General features: G+C 68.6%; 20 protein-coding genes. 11 read left to right on the forward strand and 9 right to left on the reverse strand.

All coding sequences use genetic code 11. From position 1 onward, the window contains the following. Positions 1-57 precede the first annotated feature (57 nt). Positions 58-1,887: a gamma-glutamyltransferase family protein gene (locus JTE92_RS02100; protein WP_063239531.1), complete on the reverse strand. Its 1,830-nt coding sequence runs from the start codon at positions 1,885-1,887 to the stop codon at positions 58-60. 120 nt (positions 1,888-2,007) lie between these two features. Here JTE92_RS02100 and JTE92_RS02105 point away from each other — a divergent pair, with 120 nt between their 5' ends. The 3 genes from JTE92_RS02105 to JTE92_RS02115 all read left to right on the forward strand — a co-directional run bounded on the left by JTE92_RS02105 (position 2,008) and on the right by JTE92_RS02115 (position 4,775). Continuing rightward, the gene (locus JTE92_RS02105; RefSeq protein WP_063239532.1) at positions 2,008-2,961 is read left to right on the forward strand and encodes a LysR family transcriptional regulator; all 954 of its coding nucleotides are present in this window, start codon (positions 2,008-2,010) and stop codon (positions 2,959-2,961) included. A gap of 168 nt (positions 2,962-3,129) precedes the next feature. Beyond that, positions 3,130-3,738: a glutathione S-transferase gene (locus tag JTE92_RS02110; RefSeq protein WP_063239533.1), complete on the forward strand. Its 609-nt coding sequence runs from the start codon at positions 3,130-3,132 to the stop codon at positions 3,736-3,738. Positions 3,739-3,878: 140 nt separating this feature from the next. Continuing rightward, positions 3,879-4,775, forward strand: coding sequence for a GntR family transcriptional regulator (locus tag JTE92_RS02115; protein ID WP_063239651.1), 897 nt, complete (start codon positions 3,879-3,881; stop codon positions 4,773-4,775). Here the strand turns inward: JTE92_RS02115 and dmpG are convergent. From dmpG to JTE92_RS02150, 7 genes are all read right to left on the reverse strand, one after another. Continuing rightward, positions 4,753-5,802: a 4-hydroxy-2-oxovalerate aldolase gene (gene dmpG / locus JTE92_RS02120; RefSeq protein WP_063239534.1), complete on the reverse strand. Its 1,050-nt coding sequence runs from the start codon at positions 5,800-5,802 to the stop codon at positions 4,753-4,755. The genes JTE92_RS02115 and dmpG overlap by 23 nt on opposite strands. 14 nt (positions 5,803-5,816) lie before the next feature. Next, positions 5,817-6,767, reverse strand: a complete 951-nt coding sequence (locus tag JTE92_RS02125) for an acetaldehyde dehydrogenase (acetylating) (RefSeq protein WP_063239535.1) — start codon at positions 6,765-6,767, stop codon at positions 5,817-5,819. Positions 6,768-6,787: 20 nt separating this feature from the next. Then, on the reverse strand, positions 6,788-7,804 hold the full coding sequence (locus JTE92_RS02130) for a Bug family tripartite tricarboxylate transporter substrate binding protein (RefSeq protein ID WP_084254646.1): 1,017 nt from the start codon (positions 7,802-7,804) through the stop codon (positions 6,788-6,790). Between the two features lie 53 nt (positions 7,805-7,857). After that, complete coding sequence (gene mhpD / locus JTE92_RS02135; protein ID WP_063239536.1) at positions 7,858-8,649, reverse strand: 2-keto-4-pentenoate hydratase; 792 nt, start codon at positions 8,647-8,649, stop codon at positions 7,858-7,860. A 178-nt stretch (positions 8,650-8,827) separates the two neighbouring features. Continuing rightward, a complete protein-coding gene (locus tag JTE92_RS02140) occupies positions 8,828-9,772 on the reverse strand; it encodes a 3-carboxyethylcatechol 2,3-dioxygenase (RefSeq protein WP_063239537.1) in 945 nt (314 codons plus the stop codon). A 1-nt stretch (position 9,773) separates the two neighbouring features. Further along, positions 9,774-11,657: a bifunctional 3-(3-hydroxy-phenyl)propionate/3-hydroxycinnamic acid hydroxylase gene (locus JTE92_RS02145; RefSeq protein ID WP_063239538.1), complete on the reverse strand. Its 1,884-nt coding sequence runs from the start codon at positions 11,655-11,657 to the stop codon at positions 9,774-9,776. A 91-nt stretch (positions 11,658-11,748) separates the two neighbouring features. Further along, positions 11,749-12,687, reverse strand: coding sequence for an alpha/beta fold hydrolase (locus JTE92_RS02150; protein WP_063239539.1), 939 nt, complete (start codon positions 12,685-12,687; stop codon positions 11,749-11,751). A 141-nt stretch (positions 12,688-12,828) separates the two neighbouring features. Here JTE92_RS02150 and JTE92_RS02155 point away from each other — a divergent pair, with 141 nt between their 5' ends. Next, on the forward strand, positions 12,829-13,629 hold the full coding sequence (locus JTE92_RS02155) for a DNA-binding transcriptional regulator (RefSeq protein ID WP_063239540.1): 801 nt from the start codon (positions 12,829-12,831) through the stop codon (positions 13,627-13,629). A gap of 56 nt (positions 13,630-13,685) precedes the next feature. On the opposite strand, the gene JTE92_RS02160 is transcribed toward JTE92_RS02155, so the two are convergent. After that, positions 13,686-15,698, reverse strand: coding sequence for an alkaline phosphatase D family protein (locus tag JTE92_RS02160; RefSeq protein ID WP_063239541.1), 2,013 nt, complete (start codon positions 15,696-15,698; stop codon positions 13,686-13,688). A 366-nt stretch (positions 15,699-16,064) separates the two neighbouring features. On the opposite strand from JTE92_RS02160, the gene JTE92_RS02165 reads away from it, so the two are divergent. The 7 genes from JTE92_RS02165 to JTE92_RS02195 all read left to right on the forward strand — a co-directional run bounded on the left by JTE92_RS02165 (position 16,065) and on the right by JTE92_RS02195 (position 26,038). Then, positions 16,065-17,048 carry an aliphatic sulfonate ABC transporter substrate-binding protein gene (locus tag JTE92_RS02165; protein WP_063239542.1) on the forward strand — a complete coding sequence of 328 codons (984 nt, stop codon included), beginning with the start codon at positions 16,065-16,067 and terminating at the stop codon, positions 17,046-17,048. Between the two features lie 375 nt (positions 17,049-17,423). After that, positions 17,424-17,885 (forward strand): tripartite tricarboxylate transporter TctB family protein, encoded by a 462-nt coding sequence (locus tag JTE92_RS02170; RefSeq protein WP_063239543.1) that lies wholly within the window; start codon positions 17,424-17,426, stop codon positions 17,883-17,885. Between the two features lie 10 nt (positions 17,886-17,895). Beyond that, complete coding sequence (locus tag JTE92_RS02175; RefSeq protein ID WP_063239544.1) at positions 17,896-19,398, forward strand: tripartite tricarboxylate transporter permease; 1,503 nt, start codon at positions 17,896-17,898, stop codon at positions 19,396-19,398. 255 nt (positions 19,399-19,653) lie between these two features. Continuing rightward, the gene (locus tag JTE92_RS02180; RefSeq protein ID WP_063239545.1) at positions 19,654-21,777 is read left to right on the forward strand and encodes a catalase; all 2,124 of its coding nucleotides are present in this window, start codon (positions 19,654-19,656) and stop codon (positions 21,775-21,777) included. A gap of 208 nt (positions 21,778-21,985) precedes the next feature. Further along, positions 21,986-23,611, forward strand: coding sequence for a methyl-accepting chemotaxis protein (locus JTE92_RS02185; RefSeq protein ID WP_063239546.1), 1,626 nt, complete (start codon positions 21,986-21,988; stop codon positions 23,609-23,611). A 127-nt stretch (positions 23,612-23,738) separates the two neighbouring features. Next, positions 23,739-24,713, forward strand: a complete 975-nt coding sequence (locus JTE92_RS02190; protein WP_063239547.1) for a threo-3-hydroxy-L-aspartate ammonia-lyase — start codon at positions 23,739-23,741, stop codon at positions 24,711-24,713. Positions 24,714-24,808: 95 nt separating this feature from the next. After that, the gene (locus JTE92_RS02195) at positions 24,809-26,038 is read left to right on the forward strand and encodes an RtcB family protein (RefSeq protein WP_063239548.1); all 1,230 of its coding nucleotides are present in this window, start codon (positions 24,809-24,811) and stop codon (positions 26,036-26,038) included. The last annotated feature ends 37 nt before the right edge of the window (positions 26,039-26,075 follow it).

Here is a 26,075-nt window from a genome sequence, read left to right on the forward strand (position 1 = left end):
CTTCCTCCTTGGTACTGGCGCGGACCTGTTGCGGTCCGCTCTCATGTCATCGAATCGTCAGCGGCCCACCGCATAGCCCTGCATGCCGCGCGCATTGGCCCCGGCGCGCAGCACCAGCCGCCCGCGCCCGTCGCGTTCGCGCGAGCAGGCCGACATGCGGCCTTCTGACCAGGGTTCGCCCACGCGGACTTCGTGCCCGCGTTCGCGCAGCGCCGCCAGCGTTGCCGCCGGGAAGCGCGATTCCACGCTGATGCGGTTGAGCACGGTCTGGCGCGGCCAGAACGAGCCCGGGAAATGGTCGATATGCCAGGCCGGCGCGTCGATCGCTTCCTGCAGGTTCATGCCATGGACCGCATGGCGCAGGAAGAATGCCAGCGACCACTGGTCCTGCTGGTCGCCACCGGGGGTGCCGAACACCATGTAGGGCTCGCCGTCGCGCAGCGCCAGCGACGGCGACAGCGTGGTGCAGGGGCGCTTGCCGGGGGCCAGCGTGTTGGGCAGGTCGGGCTCCAGCCAGGTCATCTGCAGGCGGGTATTGAGCGCGAAGCCGAGCGCCGGGATGGTCGGGCTCGACGAGAGCCAGCCGCCCGACGGCGTGGCGGCGACCATGTTGCCATGGCGGTCGATCACGTCGATATGGCAGGTGTCGCCGACAAAGAGCTCGCGTTCGGCCCATTCGGCTACCGGCGGCAGCTCGGCAAAGGTCGGCTCGCCCACGCCGAAGCGTACGTCGGCCTGCCGCAGCGTGCGCTCGGCCACGCCCAGGTCGGGCAGGCGCGGCGCCATGCCATCGAGCGTGCCGGGATCGATCGCCAGCGCCGCGCGCTCGCCGATGCGCTGCGCGCGCGCGGCCAGGTAGCCGTCGTCGAGCAGCGCGGCAAGCGGGCTGTGTGCGAAGCGGGGATCGCCGTACCAGGCCAGGCGGTCGGCCATGGCCAGCTTGGTGGCCTCGGCGATTCGGTGCACGAATTCGGGGGAATCGGGCGCATGCTGCGCCAGCCCGGCGTGGCGCAGCATGCCGAGCTGCTGCAGGAACACCGGCCCCTGGCTCCAGATGCCGCACTTGGCCACCGTGTAGCGGCCGAAGTCGAGCGTGACCGGGTCCTCTTCCTCGGGCCTCCAACCGGCCATGTCGTCGTAGCGCAGCAGGCCGGTGTGCTTGTCGCCGGTGGTGTCGCGCACCGGCGTGTTGCGGCAGTACGCGTCGATTTCCTCGGCGACGAAGCCGCGGTACCAGCAATCCAGCGCGGCATCGATCTGGCCGGTGCGGCTGTTGCTGCGGCGCTGGGCTTCCTCGACGATGCGGGTGTAGGTATCGGCCAGCACCGGCAGCGTATGCAGGCTGCCGGGGCGCGGCACCTTGCCGTCCGGCAGCCAGGTGGCCGCCGAACTGTGCCATTCGTCGCGGAACAGCGCCTGCACCGCCAGGATCGCGCGCGAGATGCGCGGCACCAGCGGGAAGCCGTCGCGCGCGTAGCCGATGGCGGGCGCCAGCACGTCGGCCAGCGACCACGTGCCGCGATCGCGCAGCATCGTCAGCCACGCGCCGAAGGCGCCGGGAACGGTGGCGGGCACCAGGCCGATGCCCGGCACCAGCTCCAGGCCCTGCGCGCGCAGCGCCGCGGGATCGGCAAGCGCCGGCGCCGGGCCCTGGCCGCACAGGGTGCGCATGCGGCGCTCGCGCTCGCTCCAGAACAGGATCGGCACTTCGCCGCCAGGGCCGTTCAGGTGCGGCTCGACCACCTGCAGCACAAAGCCCGCCGCCGCCGCGGCATCGAAGGCATTGCCGCCGCGTTCGAGCACGCCCATGGCGGTTTGCGTGGCCAGCCAGTGGGTGGAGGCGGCAACGCCAAAGGTGCCGACGATTTCGGGGCGGGTAGTGAACATGGATTGCAGCTCCGGTGATGCGAGCCAGTATAGGATCGGGAAATAACCGTGAGCGTCTGATTGGTTATCGTTGTATTACCATTTGGTAATACGACATTCACGCCCCGTTGCAGGATTCCTGTGCCCATCGCCGCCCCCGACAAGCTGGTCCACAACCTCGTCTCGCGCCTGCGCCTCAGGCACCTGCCGTTGCTGCTGGCACTGGAGCGCCAGCGCTCGGTGTCGCGCGTGGCGGCCGAGCTGAACCTGTCGCAGCCCGCCGTCACCAAATCCCTGCGCGAGATCGAGGACATCTTCATGGTGCCGCTGTTCATCCGCACCCGGCGCGGCCTGGAGCCCACGCCCACGGGCCGGGCGGTGCTGGCGCATGCGCGGCTGACGCTGGCGGATACCGACGCGCTGGGACGCGAGCTCGCGGCGATCGGTGCCGGCATGTCGGGGCGGCTGCGCATCGGCGTGATCCCGTTTATCAGCCGCACCGTGCTCGATGCCGCCTGCAGTTTCGGCCTGACGCAGTCGCCGCGGGTCTCGGTGCTGGTGCGCGAGGGCACCACCGACGAGCTGGTGGCGGCGCTGCGCGAGCATGAGCTGGATTGCGTGGTGGCGCGGACCTTCTACGCACCCGGCGCGGACATCGCCCAGCAGCCGCTCTATCGCGAAGAGCCGGTGCTGGTAGTGCCCGCCGCGGCCGCCGGCCGGCTCGGGCGCGGGCCGCTCGACTGGCACCGGCTGGCCGGGCGCGACTGGATTCTGCCGCCGCCGAACACGCCGATCCGGCGCACCATCAACACCATCTTCGCGGTGGCCGGCGTGGCGCAGCCGGTGCCCATCGTCGAGACCTACTCGATCAAGACCATGGCCACGCTGCTGCGCAACCACGCGGCGGCCACCACCATCGTGCCCCGCGCGGTGGCTGCTGAGCTGGTCGAAGGCGGGGGCGCGGCGGTCCTGCCGCATGCGCTGAGCTGGGATTTGCCGCCGGTGGGGGTGATGTGGCGGCGGCAGGCGCTGGAGGACGACGTGGTGGTATCGCTGGTGGCGGCGTTGGGGAAATTGCGGTGGGAGGAGGGGTAGGGCGCCGGGACTGCGCAGTCATCAGAGCTTGCTTCCGCCTCCCGCATACGCTCCCCTCTCCCACTGCGCGGGAGAGGGGAGCAAAGCGCTGGCGCACCTTGCGCGCCTCGGCGATCATAGTCAGCCTCGTCTCCCGTACCATCTCCAACCCAACCCGGAGCCATACCCATGCGACTCATCGGCATGCTCGATTCCCCCTACGTGCGCCGTGCCGCCATCACGCTGCGCCTGCTGGGTTTGCCGTTCACCCACGAATCCATCTCGGTGTTCCGCACCTTCGACCAGTTCCGCGCCATCAACCCGGTGGTCAAGGCGCCGTCGCTGGTGTGCGACAACGGCGTGGTGCTGATGGACTCGACCCTGATCATCGACTACGCCGAAGCGCTCGCCGGCCGCAGCCTGATGCCGGGGGCACTGGAAGAGCGCCAGCGCGCGCTGCGCACCATCGGTCTGGCGCTGGCGGCCAGCGAGAAGGCCGTGCAGCACGTGTACGAGCACAACCTGCGGCCGGCGGAGAAGGTGCACCAGCCGTGGGTGGAGCGCGTCGACGGCCAGCGTGCCAGTGCCTTTGCCCTGCTCGAGGATGAGATCGCCCGCATGCCGGTACCGGCCGATGAGGCGGCCGTGAGCCAGGCCACGCTGACCGCCGGCGTGGTGTGGACCTTCACCCAGGCGCTGCTGCCCGGCCACGTCGACCGGGCAGCGCACCCGGCGCTGGCGGCGCTCGCGGCGCAGCTCGAAAGCTTTCCTGCGTTCAGCGCGCTGCCCCACGCATGACAGCTCGGGGGAGCCGGTCTCCGGATTGCGGTAAGCTTCTGGCGCACCCATCGCTCCCGCCTGGCCGGCTCCGCCGGGTGACGCCGCCAACACAGGCAGCGCCCCGGCGACAAATGCAAGCCGCGCCATGGCCGCAGACCATGAACCACGACCGATCCATTGCCACCCAGATCGTTGCGCTGATCCAGGCCGAAGGCCTGCCGGTCGGCGCGCACCTGCCGGCGCAGATGCTGGCCGACAAGCTGCGCGTATCGCGCTCGCCCGTCAACGAGGCGCTCGCGCTGCTGCACGAGAAGGGCGTGCTCACGCGCGAGAAGAACCGCGGCTTCTTCCTGGCGCAGCCGGTGGCGGCGCCGGCCGCGGAGTTTGCCTCGCAACTGGGACTGGTCGAGCCCGACCCGGCCACCGCGGCGTATTTCCAGATCGCCGAGGACCTGCTGCAGGGCACACTGGAGACGCAGGTCTCCGAGCAGCATCTGCGGCAGCACTACGGCCTGACCGCCACCCAGCTCAGCACCGTGCTCAAGCGGATTGCGCAGGAGGGGTGGGGCGAGCGCAAGCCTGGCTATGGCTGGGCGTTCTCGTCGATGCTGACCACGCCCGATTCGCTGCTGCAGTCGTACCGGCTGCGGCTGGCGCTGGAGCCGGCCGCGCTGCTCGAGCCCACCTACCGGCTCGAGCCGCAGGCCATCGAGCGGCTGCGCGCCGCCGAGCGCCACCTGCTGGAAGGCGGCATCGAGACCGACAGCGCCGACCAGCTGCACGAGCGCGGCGTCCGCTTCCACGAAACGCTGGTCGAGGCGTCTGGCAACCCGTTCTTTATCGACACCATCCGGCGCGTCAACCGCGTGCGCCGGCTGCTGTCCTACCGCTCGATGCGCGACCGCGAGCGCTACCCCGAGCACGCCAGGCAGCATCTGCACGTGCTGGACCTGCTAGCGCGCGGGCGCAACGAGGAAGCCTCGCAGGCGATGCGCGAGCACCTGCTGCACACGCTCAACGCGCTGGCGCAGATCAGCCGGCTGCTGGAGCCGTAGCCGATTGGTTCGGCGGCTGGTTCAGCAGGTCCAGCGCCACGTCGACGATCATGTCTTCCTGCCCGCCCACCATGCGCCGGCGCCCCAGCTCGACCAGCACGTCGACCGTCTTGAGGCCATAGCGTGCCGCGGCAGCTTCGCTGTGGCGCAGGAAGCTGGAGTACACGCCCGCATACCCCAGCGCCAGCGTCTCGCGATCGACCCGCACCGGCCGGTCCTGCAGCGGGCGCACCAGGTCATCGGCGGCGTCCATCAGCCGGTACAGGTCGGTGCCGTGATGCCAGCCCATGCGCCCGGCGGCGGCGATGAAGACTTCCAGCGGCGCATTGCCCGCGCCCGCGCCCATGCCGGCCAGGCTGGCGTCGATGCGGTCGCAGCCTTCCTCCACCGCGACGATGCTGTTGGCCACGCCCAGGCTCAGGTTGTGGTGCGCATGCATGCCGGTCAGCGTTTCCGGCTTGAGCACGTCCTTGAACGCGCGGAAGCGCTCGCGCACGCCGTCCATGGTCAGCGCGCCGCCGGAGTCGACCACGTAGCAGCAGGTCGCGCCATAGCTCTCCATCAGCTTCGCCTGCTGCGCCAGCTGCTGCGGCGTGGTCATGTGGCTCATCATCAGAAAGCCGACCGCTTCCATGCCCAGGTCGCGCGCCGCCTCGATATGCTGGCGCGAGATGTCGGCCTCGGTGCAGTGCGTGGCCACGCGCACGATGCGCGCGCCGGCCTGGTAGGCGTCCTTGAGGTCGTGCACGGTGCCGATGCCGGGCAGCAGCAGCGTCGCGATCCGGGCGTGGCTGACCACGTCGGCAACGGCTTCGATCCATTCCAGGTCGGTATGCGCGCCGAAGCCGTAGTTGAAGCTGGAGCCTTGCAGCCCGTCGCCGTGCGCGACTTCGATCGAATCGACGCCGGCCTGGTCGAGCGCGGCGGCAATCTGGCGGACCTGCGCCACGCTGTACTGGTGGCGGATGGCGTGGCTGCCGTCGCGCAGCGTCACGTCGGAGATATAGAGTGTCTTGTCGGTGCTCATGGCTTGGTTCCGGTTCAGGCGGCAGCGGACTCGGCCAGCATGGCTTCGGCCATGCTCTCGGCGGTGTTCAGCGCGGCGCTGGTCATGATGTCCAGGTTGCCCGCATAGGCGGGCAGGTAGTGCGCGGCGCCCTCGACTTCGAGGAAGACCGTGGTCTTCAGGCCGGCAAGGCGGCCCAGCCCCGGGATATTGAGCGGCGCATCCGCGGCGATTTCCTCGAACTGCACCGCCTGCTTGAGCCGGTAGCCCGGCACGTAGCGCTGCACGTCGGCGGCCATGCGCGCCACCGATTCGGCAATGGCGTCCTGGTCGGCCGGCTCGCTCAGGCAGTACACCGTGTCGCGCATGATCAGCGGCGGCTCGGCCGGGTTCAGCACGATGATGGCCTTGCCGCGGCGCGCGCCGCCCACCTGCTCGATGGCGCGCGAGGTGGTCTCGGTGAATTCGTCGATATTGGCGCGCGTGCCGGGCCCGGCGCTCTTGCTGGAGATGCTGGCGACGATCTCCGCATAATGCACCGGCGCCACGCGCGACACCGCCGCCACCATCGGGATGGTGGCCTGGCCGCCGCAGGTGACCATGTTGACGTTGGGCGCGTCCAGGTGCGCGGCGCCGTTGACCACCGGGATGCAGTACGGGCCGATCGCCGCCGGGGTCAGGTCGACCATGCGCAGCGCGGGGCGCAGCGCGCGCAGGAACGCATCGTTCTTCACGTGCGCGCCGGCGCTGGTGGCGTCGAAGACGATGTCGATGTCGCCGAACACCGGCAGCCGGGCCAGCCCTGCCACGCCTTCATGCGTGGTGGCCACGCCCATGCGGGCCGCGCGGGCCAGGCCGTCGGAGGCGGGGTCGATGCCGACCATCGCGCCCATCTCGACATGCCGGCCATGCCGCAGGATCTTGATCATCAGGTCGGTGCCGATATTGCCCGAGCCGATGATGGCGGCTTTGAGCTTGCGCGTCATAGGGATTCTCCTTGGATGGGTTACTCGACGCTGGCGCCGCTGGCCTTGACCAGCGGGGTCCAGCGCGTGCTTTCGCTGGCGAGGAAGGTGCCGAACTGCTGCGGGCTCATCGGCATGGGATCGAGGCCCTGGTCGGCAAACCGCCTGGCGACTTCCGGCGCCTTCAGTGCCTTCAGCGCGGATTCATTGAGCCGTGCGACCACGGCGTCGGGCGTGCCGCTGCGCACCACCATGCCGAACCACACGCCGGCATCCAGGCCGGGCACGCCCAGTTCGGCCAGCGTGCGCACGTCGGGCAGGCTGGGCGAGCGCTTGCCCGACGCAATCGCCAGCGCCTTGACCTTGCCGCCCTTGATCAGCGGCGAGGTGGTGATGACCGGGTCGAACATCATGTCGACCTGGCCCGCCATCACGTCCTGCAGCGCAGGCGCGGAGCCTTTGTAGGCGACGTGGGTGAACTTGCCGCCGGTCTTGTCGCCGAACAGGCCGCCGAGCAGGTGGCCGATCGAGCCGATGCCCTGGGACGCGTAGTTGACCCCGTCAGCGCGCGACTTTGCCAGCGCGACCAGGTCCTTCACCGAATTGGCCGGGCTGTTCTGCGGCACCACCAGCACCAGCGGCGATGCCGCCAGCGCCGTCACCGGCTTGAAGTCCTTGAGCGGCTCGTACGAGAAATTGCGGTACAGGCCGGGGTTGATCGCGAACATCTCGGTGGCCGCGACGAATACCGTGTGCCCATCCGGCTCGGCGCGCTTGATCGCCAGCGCGGCGATCTGCCCGCCGCCGCCGGGGCGGTTTTCCACGATCACCGGCTTGCCGAGGTCGCTCTGCATCTGCTGCGCAACCTGGCGCGCGATCATGTCGGTGATGCCGCCGGCCGGGAACGGGACCACGATGGTGACGGGGCGGTTGGGGAAGGCGGGCGCTTGCGCCGTGGCCGCGCCGGCGCTGCCGACCAGGGCGGCGCCGATGGCGAAGGGGGCGAGCAGCCTGGCAATCAGGCGATGCGTGCGATGCGTGCGATGGGGGCGTTGCATGGTTGTCTCCGTGTCTCTGTCGTTATGGCTTCAAAAAGCTTCCGGGGGGCGTGTCAGCTGTCGGCGAACTTCGCGCGCACGGTGCCAACCCCGGTGATATGCGCTTCGTAGGTCTTGGCGGCCTGCACCGGCACCATCGGCCCGAGCGCCCCGGTCAGCACCAGGTCGCCCGCGCGCAGCGGGTCACGCAGGCTGGCCAGCTTGCGCGCCAGCCACACCGCGGCGTTGAGCGGATGGCCCAGGCAGGCGGCGCCGCTGCCGTGCGAGACGCGTTCGGCGCCGCACCGCATTTCCATCTCCACCGCTTTCAGGTCAAGGCCAGCCAGCGGCACCGGCACGGCGCCCAGCACGACCAGCCCGCTGGAGGCGTTGTCGGCCACCGTGTCGACATACGAGATGTCCCAGTTGGCGATGCGGCTGCCGACCACCTCGATCGCCGGCAGCACGTAGTCCACCGCGCCCAGCACGTCGAGCACGGTGGCATCGGCCACGTCGAGGTCGCGGCGCAGCACCAGCGCCACCTCGGCCTCGGCCTTGGGCTGCAGCGTGCGCGCCATCGGGATCGGCTCGTCGTCGCCGTAGACCATGTCGGCAAACAGGGTGCCGAAGTCGGGCTGGTCGACGCCCAGCTGGCGCTGCACCGCGGGCGAGGTCAGGCCGATCTTGCGGCCGACCACGCGGCGCCCGCCGGCCTGCCAGACGGCGACGTTGGCGCGTTGCACGGCGTAGGCGGTGGCTGCGTCGTCGGCGGCGATCTCGCTGCGCAGCGGCGCCACCGGCGCGCGCGTGCGTTCGGCTTCGCGCAGGCGGGCGGCGAGGGCGAGGATGGTTTCCTGGTCGGGCATGGCTGTGTCCTTGCGATGGATTCAGGGGAGTGCGTTCGTAAGGCTTTTCATCGTCGCGACAACATGAGGACAACTACCGTCATTCCCGCGAAGGCGGGAATCCAGCGTCTTAAAGACGCTGGGTCCCCGCCTCCGCGGGGACGACAAGCGAGAAGCGTCGTCGCGATCTTTGCAGGCATCAGTAGCGTGCAGGCGCGGCGTGCATCAGCGCAAAGCCGGCGATCCATTCCGGGATCGGGCGGTAGTAGTCCAGTTCGGCGCGGTAGGCGCCGCTCGCGGCGAGCGCGGCAAAGGCGGCGATCCAGGTGCGCACCTCATGGGCCGACTTGCCGGCGTCGCGCGTGATGCCGTCGTTGGTCATGCCGTCGACGCGGGACAGTTCGCCACTGGCGAGCAGCGCCAGCAACGCGCGGTCCCAGTCGGGATTGAGCGCATGCAGGGGGCTGTCGCCGCCGGCAAAGGCGCGCGCGGCGGCCACGGTGCGCTCCTGCCGCGCCTGGCGCGAAGCCCGCGGCGGGTTGCGTCCCGCGATCAGGCGTTCCGCCACTTCCGCGTTGGCGCCGGCAATCTCCGGCACCGGCGGCTCGTGCGAGATGCCGCCGGAGCCGACCACCAGCACGCGCTTGCCCAGGCCCGACAGGTAGCGGCCGATGGCATCGCCCAGCAGCCGCGCGCGGCGGCAGCTTGCCATCGGCGGCGCGACCGAGTTGATGAACACCGGGATCACCGGGTAGCGGTCGAGCGCGCCGGTCAGCACTTCCAGCGCCTGCGCGCAGCCGTGGTCGACCTGCATGCGGTACGACACCGCCACGTCGAGGTCCTGCGCCATCACCGCTTCGGCCAGGCCCAGCGCCACGTCCTGCGGCACGTCGAGCGGACCGGCGAGGCTGTTGAAGTCGCCGATGGCGCTGGCCGCCACGCCAACGCAGAACGGCGGCATCACGTCATAGAAGAAGCCGTTGTAGTGGTCGGGCGCGAACACCACCACCAGCTCGGGATCGAAGGCTTCGACGCGGGCGCGCGCCGCGGCCTGCATGCGCTCGACCTCGGCCACGATTGCCGGCGCGGGGTCGTAGTAGCCGTGCAGCGGGGTGTGCGACAGGCATTCGAGACGGATCGGCATGTCAGGCTCCTGCGGCAAGCTGCCGGACGGCGGCGGCCTGCGCGTCATACGAAGGCGCTGCGGCGCGGGCGGCGGCACGGGTGTCGGCTTTCTCGGCTTCCCCGGCAGCCGGCGTGCGCAAGGCCAGCTTGCACGCCAGCGCCACCACCGAGTCCGAGACCTGCTGCGGCGAGCACATGCCCGCGACAAAGCGGTCGGGCCGCAGCAGCACCACCGAGCCGGGCTGGTTGCCGAACCAGTCCTTGAGCCGGTTGTGCACGTCGCCCACGGCGAGCACGCCGGCGGGCACGTCGTCGCGGTAGTCGAGCTGCGGATCGGGCTTGGCCAGCACGAACACGCCGCCGAGCTGGCGCCACACCGCACGCGCCTGCGCCGTCAGGCCGAAGGTGGGATCGGTGCCCCAGCCGAGGATGGCGAAGCGGTTGCCGATCACGTCGTCGAGGCGCTCGACGGTATTGGCTTCGGTGCGTACCAGCGGCTGGATGAACATGCGGCCCACCGGCGAGTTGCCGGCCGGGTCGCGGCCATGCACCAGCCGGCCGGCCAGCGATTCGCGCTTTTCGCTCATCAGGCCCAGCAGGCGGCCCAGCGCGGAGTTGCCCGAGCGCTCCAGCCAGCGGGCCAGCAGGCCCGGACGCGTGTCACACCGGCTTTCGGGCAAGAGCACGACACCTTGCTCGTAGCGCGGCATCGGCTTGAAGCGCATCTCGACAAAGTACTGCTTGACCGAGGGAAACCGGTTCAGCACTTTCGTGAGGCCATCGCGCAGCGCCGAGCCCGCACGGCTGGCAGGCGCAAAGATATCGCCCGCCACCTCCGACAGGTGGATCATCGAACGCGCATGGGCGCGGCGCTCGGCGGTGTAGGTGTCGAGCAGCGCATCGCCGGCCTGGCCCTTGACCACCATCGCCAGCTTCCAGCCCAGGTTGCTCGCGTCGCGGATGCCGCTGTTGTAGCCCTGGCCCTGCCACACCGGCATGATGTGCGCGGCGTCGCCCGCCAGCAGCACGCGGCCGGCGCGGAAGTCGCGCGCCAGGCGCGCGTTGTGCGTATAGACGCGCTTGCGGATGTAGTCGACCTTGTCCGGGTCGGCCACGACCTTGCGGATCAGCGCGGCCATGCTTTCGGGGCGCGACAGTTCTTCCTCGGTCTCGCCCGGCATGACCATGAACTCGAAGCGGCGGATGCCGTGCGGCAGCGCGGCCGACACATAGGGCCGCTCGGGGTCGCAGTGCATGTAGATGTGCGGCGTGCCGATCGGGTCGTTGCGCACGTCCACCACGATCCACTGGTTGGGCTTGGTGCGGCCTTCGAACGGCATGTCGAGCGTGCGGCGCACCAGGCTGTTGCCGCCGTCGGCACCGACCATATAGGCGGCACGGATGCGCACCGGCCGGCCGGCTTCGTCGGCGGCATCGACCTGCACGCCGTGCTCGTCGTGCGTGAACGACGCCACGCCGTGGCCGAGCAGCGTGCGCACATGCGGAAAGCGCTGCAGGCCCTCGAACAGGATGCGGTCGGCCAGCGGCTGGATAAAGGCATTGCGGCGCGGCCAGCCGAACTCGTCGGTGCGCGGCTCGATCGACGCAAAGCAGCGCCCGCCCGCGGTGACGAAGCGCATCCAGTGGTTGGGCGTGGTGTGCGGCAGCAGCGTCTGCGCCAGGCCGACCGACTGGAATACGCGCAGCGCTTCGTCGTCGAGGCCGATGGCGCGCGGGTAGTCGATGATCTGCGCGAGCTTTTCCACCAGCACCACGCTGACGCCCTGCAGGCCGAGAATATTGGCGATCATCAGGCCGACCGGCCCGGCACCGACGATGGCGACATCGCAATCGACAGCGTCGGGACGAGCGTCGCCGCCCGCCATGGCGATGGCGTGGGTCATGTCTGTCTCCGTGTTGTGTTGTGGGTGTCCGGGCGCGGCCCGGACCGTCAGGGATGCGCGTAGCCCGGTTGTCAGGGATGCGCGTAGCGCATCAGACCGTGGTGGCCTCGGGCACCGGCTTGCCGAGCAGGAAGTTCAGGTGGATGCGGTTGAAGGTGTCGGCATCCTCGAACTGCGGCCAGTGGCCGCAGCCATCCATCACCGTGAACAGCGCGCCGGGAATCATGGTGGCGATGCGCCGGCCTTCGGACACATCGGCGGTGGGATCGTCCGAGGTCCACAGCACCAGCGTCGGCGCCTGGATGCGGCCATAGTCGCCGGCGCGCAGGATATTGCGCTGGCGCGTCTCCATGTCCTGCAGGACCATGTTGCCGCGCTGCGCCTCGACCATGCCGGGCTGCGCATAGATCGCCTGGCGCGTGGCAACGAGGTCGTCGAAGACCTTGGACTTGTCGGCCATCAGCCATTCCACGCGCGCCTTGATGAAGTCCCAGCTCGGGTCTTCGACGGCGCGCATCGACAGCGTCTTCAGGCGCTCCATCACCACCGGGTCGGCCTGCGAGCCGCCGGCGGTGTTCAGCACCAGGCGCTCGACGCGCCCGGGATGGTCGATCGCCAGTTGCGAGGCGACCCAGCCGCCCAGCGATTCGCCGCTGAACGAGGCGCGTTCGATGCCGAGCGCATCGAGTACGCGGATCACGTGGTCGACATAGGCCGACACCTCGCGCGGGCCGTCCGGCTTGTCGGTCCAGCCGTGGCCGATCATGTCGATGGCCCAGACGTCCAAGTGCTCGGCGTGCGCCTTCAGGTTGCGCACATAGGCTTCGGCGTGGCCGCCGACGCCGTGCAGCAGGATCAGCGCGGGCTTGCCGCGGTCGCCGGCGTGCAGGTAGCGCGTCTGGATGCCGCCGGCATCTAGCCAGCCCTGGGTGAAGCTGACGCCGCGCAGGTCGGTCCAGATGCTCTGGAAGGGCTTGGCGGCAGTGGGGGAAGGGGTTGGGGCGGTGGCCCGGACGGCTTGCGTCGACATCGGTTGTCTCCAGGTTCTGTGCAGGGTGCCTGCATTCGGGGGGCTTGCTTTGAACGGAAGTCTAGAGACCGCATTGCCCGCGGCAAAAAAAATGTGCAAACTGTGCAAGGAGTGCACAACATTGATTTAAAAGGATTTTTCATGGCGCTACAGAGGGATGCCATTTACGCCAATGTCAGGGGACTGACGCGCGGCCTGGATGTGCTGCGCGCGCTGAACCGGATGGAAAGCGGCCGCGCAACGGCCCAGCAACTGGCGCAGGAGACGGGGCTGCACCGCACCACGGTGCGGCGCCTGCTGGAGACGCTGGTGGCAGAGGGCTTCGTGCGGCGCAGCGAGTCCGACGACACCTTCGGCCTGACGCTGCAGGTGCGCGCGCTCAGCGAAGGCTTTACCGACGACGAGTGGATCTCCACCACCGCCGCGCCGCTGATGGGTGAACTGCTGCAGCAGGTGGTGTGGCCGTCCGACCTGACCACGCCCGACGGCGACGCGATGATCATCCGCGAGACCACGCACCGCTTCAGCCCGCTGTCGTTCCATCGCGCCATGGTCGGGCGACGCCTCCCGATGCTGCTGACGGCGTCGGGGCGCGCCTACTTTGCCAACTGCACCGAGGCCGAACAGGAGAGCATCGTCGCGATGTTGCGCGCTGGTGCCGGCGGCGAGCACCAGGCTGCGCTCGCCAGCGATGCGCAGTTTGTGCAGAACCTGGTGAGGCGTGTGCGGCAGGACGGTTTCAGCACCAACCATGGGGATTGGAGCGAGCAGCGCAATATCAGCGCCATCGCCGTGCCGCTGCGCGCGGGGGAACGCGTGCTCGGCAGCCTGAACGTGGTCTACCTGTCGCGCGCGCTCAAGCCAGCGGAGGCGGAGGCGAAGTTTGTGGCGCCGCTGGCCAGCATTGCCGGCAAGATCGCAGCGGGCCTGGCTGACGCCTGAGCGGACTGGCGCAGCAGCTGAATACACCCACCGTACACCGTACCGCGCCCATCCCGCTACAGCACATTCACATCCGCCGTGCCTGCCGCCACTTCAAGCACCCGCGTGCTTGCGGTCGCCGGCAGCGCCGGTGCGACGCCGCCGCTGACGGACTTCAGCGTATGGAACGTGCAGCTGAGCTTGTCCGGCGTCAGCGTCACCAGCGCGTACCCTTCCGCGTTGGTGTCGGCGTGGCGGATCCAGGAATTGAAGGCCCGCAGCGTGTTGTCGAACGCGTTGACCAGCACGCCGCCCACCTCGCTGTAAACCAGCTCGCGCAACGCGGCAAATGCCTGATCGTTGTCGACGATAGACCGGAACGAACTCAGCAGCGTATTGCTCGACAACCCCGCAGTCACAAGGTCGACCATCACCGGCGTGGGCGAGGCTGCGTCGTAGTCGTCCATGACCTGGCCGCTGAAGAACCCGTGGATGTCACCACTCAGCGCCACCACGTTGCGCACGCCATTGGCCTTCAGGAACGCCATCAGGTTCTTGCGTTCGGCGTTGTAGCCGTCCCACTGGTCGGCATTGAGGATAAAGCGGTCGAGCAGCGCGATCGCCGGGAGCTGGCTTTCGATCAGCGGCCGGATATTGGCATCGAAAGCCGTCGCATCGATGCCGGCCTGCGACAGCACGTTGCGCAGTGCGGTGTACGCCAGGTTGGCATAGGTGCCGGCCGCCCTGGCCGCGGCCAGGTCGCTTTCCAGCGCGCTGGCGATGGCCGACTGCAGCGATGACAGTGCGCTGTTGGCCTGCACCAGCGCCCGCGCGATCAGGTCGGCGACCGCCTTGGTGATATCGACCTGCATGCGCAGCAGCGACAGCTGGTTGCCCCACAGCTTCCATGTCGTATTGGCGCCGCCGACACGGTCCTGCCACCACGCGCGCTGCGCGTCGCCGAGCATCGACACCGGCGTCAGCGCATTGCCGGCTTCGCTGATCTTCTGCGCCTCGGTGGCGGCCAGCGTCGCAGCGGGAACGAAGTACAGGCTGCCGACCGCGCGGCCGGTGGATTCCTCCGGGATGACGTGGTCGGCGCGGTACAGCCGCTCGTCGGTCATCAGCAGCGTGGCCAGGTTGCCGAAGGTGAAGGCGCGGTAGATCTGGATGTTCTGGAACGACGGGTTGCTGGTGTCGAGGCTGACGTCGGCGGGCAGGTATTCGAACCACGCCTGGCTGGCGGCGCGCCGGCGCGCGGTGCGCGGGGTCAGGTCGTCGTCCGAGTCGTAGGTCTGGCGGTCCTGCCAGCAGTTGTCGGAGAACTCATGGTCGTCCCAGATCGCGATCATCGGGAAGGCCGCGTGCAGCGCCTGCAGGCGCGTGTCGCTGCGGTAGCTGCGGTACAGGTAGCGGTAGTCGTCGAGCGTGGTGGCGTAGGCGCTGCCGTCCGGCAGCACCGTGCCGTTGGGCAACTGCAGCGCGGCGTGGCGGTCTTCTACCAGCCCGGCGCGCGAGCCGCCGGGCACGGCTTCGTAGATGTAGTCGCCCACGTGGACGATGAAGTCCAGGTCCTGCTGCACCAGTTCTTCCATGCCGGCCCAGTGGTTGGCGTTCCAGTCCTGGCAACTGACAAAGGCAAAGCGCAGCTGCGACAGCGGCGTGCCGGCGGCCGCGGCGGTGCGTGTGCGGCCCACGGTGCTGGGGCGATTGCCGAGCAGGAAGCGGTAGTAGTAGCGCGTGCCGGCAGTGAGTCCGGTGACCTTGTTGCGAATGGTGTAGTCCCATTCCGGACGGGCCATCAGCGGCTCGTTGACCAGCAGCGACTGCGGCGGGAAGTCCTGCTGGGTCGAAACTTGCAGGCGCACCACCACGGGCCGCTTGCCGTTGTTGCCTTCGACGCGGGTCCACACCACCACGCTGTCAGGCTTGGGGTCTCCCGAGGCGACGCCATGTACGAAATTGAAGTTTTCCGGATTGCCGGTATCGGGCTCGTCGTCGTCACCGCCGCCACCGCAGGCAGTCAGGCCGCCAGTGGCGATCGTGACGGTCATGAAACTTCCCCACTTCAGGAACTGGCGTCGATCCATGATCGTTCTCCTTCTCTCGGGTTGCGGAACGCAGCCGCAGCCCGGACGCCGGAGAGGGCATCAGTTCTTTGTGGGGGGCGAGACTGCTTGATGCATGGATACTAGTGGCCGCCTTCTGTCTTCGCTGTCGGTGAAGCGCCGACATCGATATAGGAAAAGGATGACTGGTGCCGCGATACATTGTGCACGGACTTGCCAGTCGTGCATGGCAACTAGATTCCCGAGGTGCGCATACGCATAGTCCTTCGCCGCCGGTTCGCGATGCAGCGGATCGCGCCGGATGCATAAGCTTGCGCGACATTGTTCGTTGGCTTGCGCATCGCCCGTGATTATGCTGGCCCTCTTTGCCATTGCCGGAGTGCAACCATGAATTCCCGATACAACGCCCGCCGCCGCCAGTTGCTCGCGGCCACAGCCGCCGCGGGCGTTGCCGCGGCGGCCGGCGCGTGGACCGGCTCAGTCCGTGCGCAGCACCAGCCGGCGCCGCTGCGCATCGGCTACCAGAAGTCCTCCACGCTGATGATCCTGCTGAAGTCGCGGCAGACGCTGGAGAAAGCGCTGGCACCGAAGGGCGTGGCGGTGCAGTGGTACGAATTCACCTCCGGCCTGCCGCTGCTGGAGGCGCTCAACATCGGCAACCTCGACCTCAGCGCCGACGTGGCCGATGCGGTGCCGCCGTTCGCGCTGGCCGCGGGCGCGGACCTGACCTATTACGCCAGCGAGACGCCCTCGCCGCAGGCGCAGGCCATTGTCGTGCGCGGCGATTCACCGCTCCGCGAAGTGGCGCAGCTCAAAGGCCAGCGCGTCGCGTTTGCCAAGGGCGCCGGCGCGCACTACCTGGTGCTTGAAGCGCTGGCGCGCGCGGGCCTGTCGATCCGCGATATCGATCCGGTGTACCTGAGCCCGGCCGACGCGCGCGCGGCCTTCGAGCGCGGCAGCGTGGCGGCATGGGCGATCTGGGATCCGTTCCTGTCCGCGGTGCAGCGCCAGGCCAATGCGCGCGTGCTGCGCGATGGCGACGGGCTGGCCAGTTACCGCCGCTTCTACCTGGCCGCCACGCCGTATGCGCGTGCGCACGCCGAAGTGCTCGACGTGGTCTTCGATGCGCTGCGTGACGCCGGCGAGTGGGTCAAGCGCAATCCGGCCGAGGCCGCGCGCTGGCATGCGCCGCTGATCGGGCTGGATGCGGCCACGGTCGAGGCCGCCAACGCGCGCCGCAGCTACGCGGTGCGCACCGTCGACGGCGCGGCGCTGGCCGAACAGCAGCGCATTGCGGATGCCTTCACCGCGCAGCAGATCCTGCCGCGCAAGGTCGCGATCTCCGGTTCGCCGGTCTGGCGCAAGGCTTAGACGCTTCGGGCTGCGCTGCGCAGCCGCAGCCCCGTGCTGGCCTCCCCTCACACCGCAGGCACCCGCGCTCACGCGGGTGCCTGCGCGGCCTTCCCCCGCCTCCTTTCCCACCTCCTTTCCCACCTCCTTTCCCACATCTTTCTCGCCGCGGCAGCGTGCCTCACGGTTGCGGCCCGCATGCGTCTTCATGTCTTCATTGTCTCGGCGCAGTGGTGATCGCTGACGTGTCGTAAGCGGCTGCCGTGCTGCCCGATTCCTAAGTAATAACCCTTGGAGGCCTGAAAATATATCACGACATGATGTATTGTTCGGGCTCCAGAAGCCGGCGCCACCCCGTTGGCGCCTTCTGTCGCCCCCCAGCTTCAAGGATCCTGCATGCGCATACGCAAACAAACCGACTTCTTGTCCGGCCTGATGTTCATCGTCGTCGGCCTGAGTTTTTCCTTCGTCGCCCGTGGCTATTCCATGGGCACAGCGGCCCGGATGGGCCCCGGATATTTCCCGTTCTGGCTCGGCATCGTGCTGGCGCTGCTCGGCGCGGTGGTGGCGCTCGGCGCCATGTCGAAGGAAGGCGAGGCCGACCATATGGCCCGCTGGGACATCAAGACGCTGCTGTGGATCCTCGGCTCGGTGGTGCTGTTCGGCCTGGTGCTCAAGCCGCTGGGCATGGTGCTGTCGGTGCTGGCGCTGGTGCTGGTGTCGTCGATGGCCAGCCATGAATTCACCTGGAAGGGCGCCATCCTGAACGCGGTGGTGCTGGTGGCGATCAGCACGGTTGCCTTTGTCTACGGCATCAACCTGCAGATGCCGGTGTGGCCGGCGATCTTCACCAACTAGGAGACATCCGATGGAACTGCTCAGTCATCTCGCACTCGGGTTCTCCACCGCGCTGTCGCTGCAGAACCTGGCCTATGCCTTCCTCGGCTGCGTGCTCGGCACGCTGATCGGCGTGCTGCCGGGGCTGGGGCCGCTGGCCACCATCGCCATGCTGCTGCCGATCACCTATACGCTGCCGCCGGTGGCCGCGCTGATCATGCTGGCCGGCATCTACTACGGCGCGCAGTACGGCGGCTCGACCACCGCCATCCTGGTCAACCTGCCGGGCGAGTCGTCGGCGGTCGTGACCACGCTCGACGGCTACCAGATGGCGCGGCGCGGCCGGGCCGGCGTGGCGCTGGCCACGGCGGGGATCGGTTCGTTCTTCGCCGGCAGCGTGGCCACGCTGATCCTGGCCGCGTTCGCCACGCCGCTGTCGGAGCTGGCCTTCAAGTTCGGTCCTGCCGAGTACTTCTCGCTGATGGTGCTCGGGCTGATCGGGGCGGTGGTGCTGGCCTCGGGCTCGCTGGTCAAGGCGGTGGCGATGATCGTGCTGGGCCTGCTGCTCGGGCTGGTCGGCACCGACGTGAACTCGGGCGCCGCGCGCTTTTCCTTCGACGTGCCGGAACTGACCGATGGCATCAGCATCACCGCGCTCGCGATGGGCCTGTTCGGGTTTGCCGAGATCATCGTCAACCTGGAGCAGAAGGAGCACCGCGAGACCTTTACCGACCGTGTCACCGGCCTGTTCCCGAACAAGGAAGACTTCAAACGCATGATCCCGGCCGTGCTGCGCGGCACCGTGCTGGGCTCGTCGCTGGGCATCCTGCCGGGCGGCGGCGCCTCGCTGGCCTCCTTCGCCGCGTATTCGCTGGAGAAGAAGGCGTCGAAGTATCCGCAGGAATTCGGCAAGGGCGCGATCGAAGGCGTCGCGGGGCCCGAGTCGGCCAACAATGCCGCGGCGCAGACCTCGTTCATTCCGCTGCTGACGCTGGGCATCCCGCCCAATGCGGTGATGGCGCTGATGGTGGGCGCGATGACCATCCACAACATCCAGCCCGGCCCGCAGGTGATGACCAGCAACCCGGCGCTGTTCTGGGGCCTGATCGCCTCGATGTGGATCGGCAACCTGATGCTGGTGGTGCTGAACCTGCCGCTGATCGGCATCTGGGTCAAGCTGCTGACCGTGCCGTACCGCTTCCTGTACCCGGCGATCCTGACGTTCTGCTGCATCGGCGTCTATTCGGTCAACAACACGGTCTTCGATGTCTTCGCCGCGGCCGCGTGCGGCCTGATCGGCTACATCTTCCACAAACTGCGCTGCGAGCCCGCGCCGCTGCTGCTGGGCTTCGTGCTGGGGCCGATGATGGAGGAGAACTTCCGCCGCACCTTGCTGCTGTCGCGCGGGGACTTTTCGGTGTTCACCACGCGCCCGCTGTCGCTGGGCCTGCTGATCGCTGCCGCGGCGCTGGTGGCCGTGGTGGCGCTGCCGTCGATCAAGGCGAAGCGGGAGGAGGCTTTCCAGGAGGAATAGGGCAGCGGTCAGGCCCTTCCTCACGCCGGCACGCAGGCATCGCCGCCTGCGTGCCGGTTTTTTTCGTCGGCAGAATTTTCACCAGCCAGAAGGCTGGCACGGAGCAGCGGCAGGCGCGGCAATTGCTGACAGTTGGATGATCTTGTTATCGGCATAAAGCCCTCAATAGATATCAACTATCTATCCGATAGCGAGCACCGATCGCGAAGGTTCCCATTCCTCCCGTCCTCCAACTACCAGCGCAAGGAGACCGATATGGCCGACAAACCAGCAAAGCCCAGGGCAAACAACGCCGCAGGCCAGACGACAGCAGGCACGCCGGCGGGTTATGGCGACGCCCGGCGCGGCACCGGCGGTGAACTGCACCAGACCGCCGGCGGCAGCCATCCGCCGCTGACCACCGCACAAGGCATTCCTGTTCCGGACAACCAGAACTCGCTCAGGGCCAATCCGCGTGGGCCGACCTTGCTCGAAGATTTCATCCTGCGGGAAAAAATTACACACTTCGACCATGAGCGCATCCCGGAACGGATCGTCCACGCACGCGGTTCGGCCGCGCATGGCTACTTCGAGCTGACCGGGTCGCTTGCGCCTTACACCACTGCCAGGATGCTCACCGAAGTCGGGGAGAAGACGCCGGTCTTTACCCGCTTCTCCACGGTGGCCGGCGGCGCCGGTTCGGTCGACACACCGCGTGACGTGCGCGGCTTCGCGGTCAAGTTCTATACCAAGGAGGGCAACTGGGACCTGGTCGGCAACAACATCCCGGTGTTCTTCATCCAGGATGCGATGAAGTTTCCCGACGTGGTCCACTCGGTCAAGATGGAACCGGACCGGGGCTTCCCGCAATCGGCCAGCGCGCACGACACCTTCTGGGATTTCATCTCGCTCACGCCCGAGTCGATGCACATGGTGATGTGGATCATGTCGGACCGCACCATCCCGCGCTCGCTGCGCATGATCGAAGGCTTTGGCGTGCACAGCTTCAGGCTGCTCGATGCGCAGGGCAACTCCACCTTCGTCAAGTTCCACTGGCGGCCCAAGCTGGGGCTGCAGTCGACGGTGTGGGACGAGGCGGTCAAGATCGCCGGCGCCGATCCCGACTTCCATCGCCGCGACCTGTTCAACGCGATCCAGGCGGGCAACTTCCCCGAGTGGGAACTCGGCGTGCAGCTGTTTACCGAGGACGACGCGGCGAAATTCCCGTTCGATCACCTCGACCCCACCAAGATCATCCCGGAAGAGACGGTGCCGCTGAAGATCATCGGCCGCATGGTGCTCGACCGCTGGCCCGACAATTTCTTTGCCGAGACCGAGCAGGTGGCGTTCTGCCCGGCCAATATCGTGCCGGGCGTGGACTTTTCCAACGACCCGCTGCTGCAGGGGCGGCTGTTCTCCTACCTCGATACGCAGTTGCTGCGGCTGGGCTCGCCGAACTTCCACCAGATCCCGGTCAACGCGCCCAAGTGCCCGTTCGCCCACCACCAGCGCGACGGCAAGATGCAGATGGAGGTGCCGCGCGGACGCGTGGCCTATGATCCCAGCTCGCTCGACGACGCATCCCCGCGCGAGGCGCCGGACCTGGGCTTCCCCAGCGCGCGCGTGCCCGAGCAGGGCGACAAGGGCCGCATCCGCGCCGAGAGCTTCGCCGACCACTACAGCCAGGCGCGCCTGTTCTTCCGCAGCCAGGCCCGCGCGGAGCAGGCGCATATCGCCTCGGCACTGGTGTTCGAGTTGTCCAAGGTCGAGCATGTGCACGTGCGCGAGCGCATGGTGGGGCACCTGCGCAATGTCGACGAAGAACTGGGCCGGCGCGTCGCCGATGGCCTGGCGCTGGACCAGTTGCCCGATCCGCTGCCGTCCGCCATGCCGGTGCAGGACCTGCCGCCGTCGCCGGCGCTGCAGATCATCGGCCGCATGAAAGACACGCTGCAGGGGCGCGAAGTCGGCATCCTGGTTGCCGATGGCTCCGATGGCGCCACCGTCGAGGCCATCCGGCAGGCAGTCATCGCCGCCGGCGCCACGGTCAAGATCGTCGCGCCCAAGGTCGGCGGCGCCGTGCTGGCCGATGGCTCAAAGCTGGCTGCGGACGGCCAGCTTGCCGGCACCCCGTCGGTGATGTTCGACGCGGTGGCGGTGGTGCTGTCCGCCGACGGCGCGGCGCAGCTGGCGCAGGAAAGCGCCGCGCTGGACTTTGTCTGCTTTGCCTATGCGCACCTGAAGGCCATTGCCGCCGATGACGGCGGCAACGCACTGCTGGCGCGGGCCAGCCTCAAGCCCGACCACGGGGTGGTGCCGGCCAGCGATACCGCGCGCTTTATCGCGGCGGCCAAGACGCGGCAGTGGGACCGCGAGCCGCAGGTGCGGATGCTGGCGTAGCCAGGCGGGACTGCCATACAGCGCCGGCGCCTCTCGCGCTGGCGTTGTCCCCGCGCCGGGGGGCACACGCATTTGTGAAATCGGACGCATACGGACAGGACAGGGGCTACTTTGTCTGCCTATCTCCCTACTCTCGTAGGGATCAGTTCGCCGCCCCGGGGGCCGTTAGGCACCGCAACGTCTGACCGGACGGGCAAGGGGAGCGATCATGGCTTTGAAGAATCTGTCTATCCGCACGCGGCTGCTGGCGGGATTCGGCACACTGGCGGGCGTGGTGCTCGTGGTTTCGGCGTATTCGCTGCATGCGCTGGGCGATGCCACCGAGGGCTTCAACGGCTATCTCAACGGGCTGAACGCGCGTGCCGAGGTGGCGGCGCAGGTGCGCAGCGCGGTGGACCGGCGCGCCATCGCGGCACGCAACCTGGTGCTGGTGACGGACCCGGCCGACCTGGAGCGCGAGCAGGCCGAGGCGTTGCGCGCGCATCAGGACGTGCAGGCGCGGCTGGCGCGGCTCAACGAGATGGTGCGGCAGGCTGATGCCAGCGACGAAGCGCGCAAGCTGGTCGAGGACGTGGCCAGGGTCGAAGCGCAGTACGGCACGGTGGCCACCGCCATCGTCGGCCTGGCGGTGGAGCGCAAGGTCGAGGAAGCGGTATCGCGCATCGACAAGCAATGCCGTCCGCTGCTGGCGGCGCTGACCAAGGCGACCGACGCCTACGCGGACTTCACCAAGGCACGCCAGAAGGCGATGGAACGCAAGCTGGAAGCCGACTATGAGCACCAGCGCAACCTGCTGATCCTGATCTCGCTGGTGTCGGCGGCCATTGCCGCGGCGGGCGGGGTCCTGGTCACGCGCGCGATCACGCGGCCGATCGAACGCGCCGTCGAGGTGGCCGACACGGTCGCGGCGGGCAACCTGGGTGTGCGCATCGTGGTGGACCGCAACGACGAAACCGGCCGCCTGCTGGCGGCGCTGCGCGACATGAACGAGCGCCTGACCGCCACCGTCACGCAGGTGCGCGCCAGCAGTGCCAATATCGCGCTGTCGACCAGCGAGATCGCCGCCGGCAATGCGGACCTGAGCAGCCGTACCGAAGAGCAGGCCGCGTCGCTGGAGCAGACCGCGGCCAGCATGGAAGAGCTGACCGAGACCGTGCGCCAGAATACCGACAACGCGCGCCAGGCCAGCGAGCTGGCGCGCAACGCCGCCGAGGTGGCGCAGCGCGGCAGCACCACCGTGCAGCGCGTGGTCGGCACCATGCAGGACATCAGCGCCAGCTCGGCCAAGATTGCCGAGATCACCGGCATCATCGAAGGCATTGCTTTTCAGACCAATATCCTCGCGCTCAACGCCGCGGTCGAGGCGGCGCGCGCGGGCGAGCAGGGGCGCGGCTTCGCGGTGGTGGCCAGCGAGGTGCGCGCGCTGGCGCACCGGTCGTCGGGCGCGGCCAAGGAGATCAAGGAACTGATCGAGGCTTCGGGCCGCCAGGTGCAGGACGGCTCGTCGCTTGCCAGCGAAGCCGGCCAGACCATGGCCGAGGTGACGCAGGCGGTGGCGCGCGTGACCGGCATCGTGGAAGACATCGCCACCGCGTCGGCCGAGCAGAGCCGCGGCATCGAGCAGGTCAACCAGGCCATCGTGCAGATCGACCAGGTGACGCAGCAGAATGCGTCGCTGGTGAACGAGGCCGCCATGGCATCGCGCGCGCTGGAAGAGCAGGGCCGCGAGCTGAGCGAGGTGGTGGCGTTCTTCAGGCTGCCGGGCGAGGGTGGCGGGCGTGTCGGGGCGCCGGGTTTGGCGCGGCGAGTGGTGGGTGCGATGGCGACGGCGTAAGCGCCGCCGTACTCCCTCTCCCCCGGCCCCTCTCCCGCAAGCGGGAGAGGGGAGCAAACCGGCGGGTGCGTGGGCGGCGCGGGGCGGGTAGACTTGCCTGTCCCGCTTCCCATTTTCCGCCGCCACCATGCCCAATCTGCCGATCTCCTTCGAAGACATCGCCGCCGCCCACGACCGCATCCGCGACGCGGCCCACCGCACGCCGGTGCTGACTTCCTCCACCGCCGATGCGGCCACCGGGGCGCAGCTGTTCTTCAAGTGCGAGAACTTCCAGCGCATCGGCGCCTTCAAGTTCCGCGGCGCGTATAACGCCATCGCCCGGTTCACGCCGCAGCAGAAGGCCGGTGGCGTGCTGGCGTTCTCGTCGGGCAACCATGCGCAGGCGATTGCGCTGTCGGCACGGCTCTTGGGCGTGCGGGCGGTGATCGTGATGCCGCAGGACGCACCCGCGATCAAGATCGAAGCGACCCGCGGCTACGGCGCCGAGGTGGTGCTGTACGACCGCTACAAGGACGACCGCGAGGCGCTGGGCCGCAGCATCGCGGCCGAGCGCGGCATGACGCTGATCCCGCCGTACGACCATCCCCACGTGATGGCCGGCCAGGGCACGGCGGCCAAGGAACTGCTGGAAGAGACCGGTCCGCTGGACATGCTGGCGGTATGCCTGGGCGGCGGCGGGCTGCTGTCGGGCTGCGCGGTGGCGGCCAGCGCGATGGCGCCCGGCTGCGCGGTGTATGGCGTGGAGCCGGAGGCCGGCAACGATGGCCAGCGCAGCCTGCGCAGCGGCCAGATCGTCCGCATCGACACCCCCCGCACCATCGCCGATGGCGCGCAGACGCCGTTCCTGGGCCAGCATACCTTCGCGGTGATCCGCGAGCTGGTGACCGATATCGTCACGGTTTCGGATGCCGAGCTGGTCGAGACCATGAAGTTCTTCGCCGGCCGCATGAAGATCGTGGTCGAGCCCACCGGCTGCCTGGCCGCCGCCGCGGTGCTGCACGGCAAGCTCGATGTGCGGGGCAAGCGCGTGGGCATCATCGTCTCCGGCGGCAATGTCGACCTGGGCAGCTTTGCCGGCTTCCTGCAGGGGCAGGCAGGCTGATCCGCGACTGCCTTGCGTTCTGCCTTGCGTTCTCCGGAATCCGTCCGGCACCCCGCCGTCTAACCTGCAACGCAACGCCAAAGCAGGACCAGACCATGACGGCCAGGCAGCACTATGACGTTCTCGATACCGGCGCCGGCAAGCCGGTAAAGATGTGGACCCGCGGCGTCCCCGTGGAAGACGCCGCGCGCCGGCAGCTGCTCAATACCGCGCAGATGCCGTTTATCTTCCGCCACCTGGCGGTGATGCCGGACGTGCACCTCGGCAAGGGCTCGACCATCGGCTCGGTGATTCCGACCGTGGGCGCGGTGATCCCGGCCGCGGTGGGCGTGGATATCGGCTGCGGCATGATGGCGGTAAAGACCTCGCTGACCGCCTCGGACCTGCCCGACAACCTCGGCCCGCTGCGCAGCGCGATCGAGCATGCCGTGCCGCACGGCCGCACCGCGCAGGGCGGGCGGCGCGACGAGGGCGCCTGGGGCTCGGTGCCCACGCACGTCGACGCGGTGTGGGCGGGCATGGCCGCGGATTTCCGCCGCATTACCGACAGATATCCGCAGCTGGCGCGCACCAACCACCGCAACCACCTGGGCACGCTCGGCACCGGCAACCACTTTATCGAGGTCTGCCTGGACGAGTCGCAAGCGGTCTGGTTCATGCTGCACTCCGGCTCGCGCGGCGTGGGTAACGCCATCGGCACCACCTTCATCACGCTGGCGCAGCAGGACATGCGGCGCCACCTGGCCAACCTGCCCGATCGCGACCTGGCCTACCTTGCCGAAGGCTCGCAGCACTATGAGGACTATGTCTTCGCGGTGTCGTGGGCGCAGGCGTTCGCGCGCCGCAACCGCGAGCTGATGATGGAAGCGGTGCTGGCCGCGGCGCAGCGCGTGCTGCGCAAGCCGTTCCAGGCACGGCTCGAAGCCGTCAACTGCCACCACAACTATGTGCAGAAGGAACATCACTTCGGCAAGGAAGTGCTGGTGACACGCAAGGGCGCGGTCAGTGCGCGCGCCGGCGAGCTGGGCATCATCCCCGGCTCGATGGGCGCGCGCTCTTTCATCGTGCGCGGCAAGGGCAATCCGGAATCGTTCTGCTCATGCAGCCACGGCGCGGGCCGCACCATGAGCCGCAGCGAAGCCAGGCGCCGCTTCACCGTGGCCGACCAGAAGCACGCCACCGAAGGGGTGGAATGCCGCAAGGACGCCGCGGTGATCGATGAGATCCCGATGGCGTACAAGGACATCGATGCGGTGATGGCGGCGCAGTCGGACCTGGTCGAGGTGGTGCATACGCTGCGGCAGGTGGTGTGCGTGAAGGGGTGAGGGGCAGGCGCCAGGCGCTCGCGCATCGCGTTTGCCT

The sequence above is a fragment of the Cupriavidus oxalaticus genome, from assembly GCF_016894385.1.
Classification (GTDB): Bacteria; Pseudomonadota; Gammaproteobacteria; order Burkholderiales; family Burkholderiaceae; genus Cupriavidus; species Cupriavidus oxalaticus.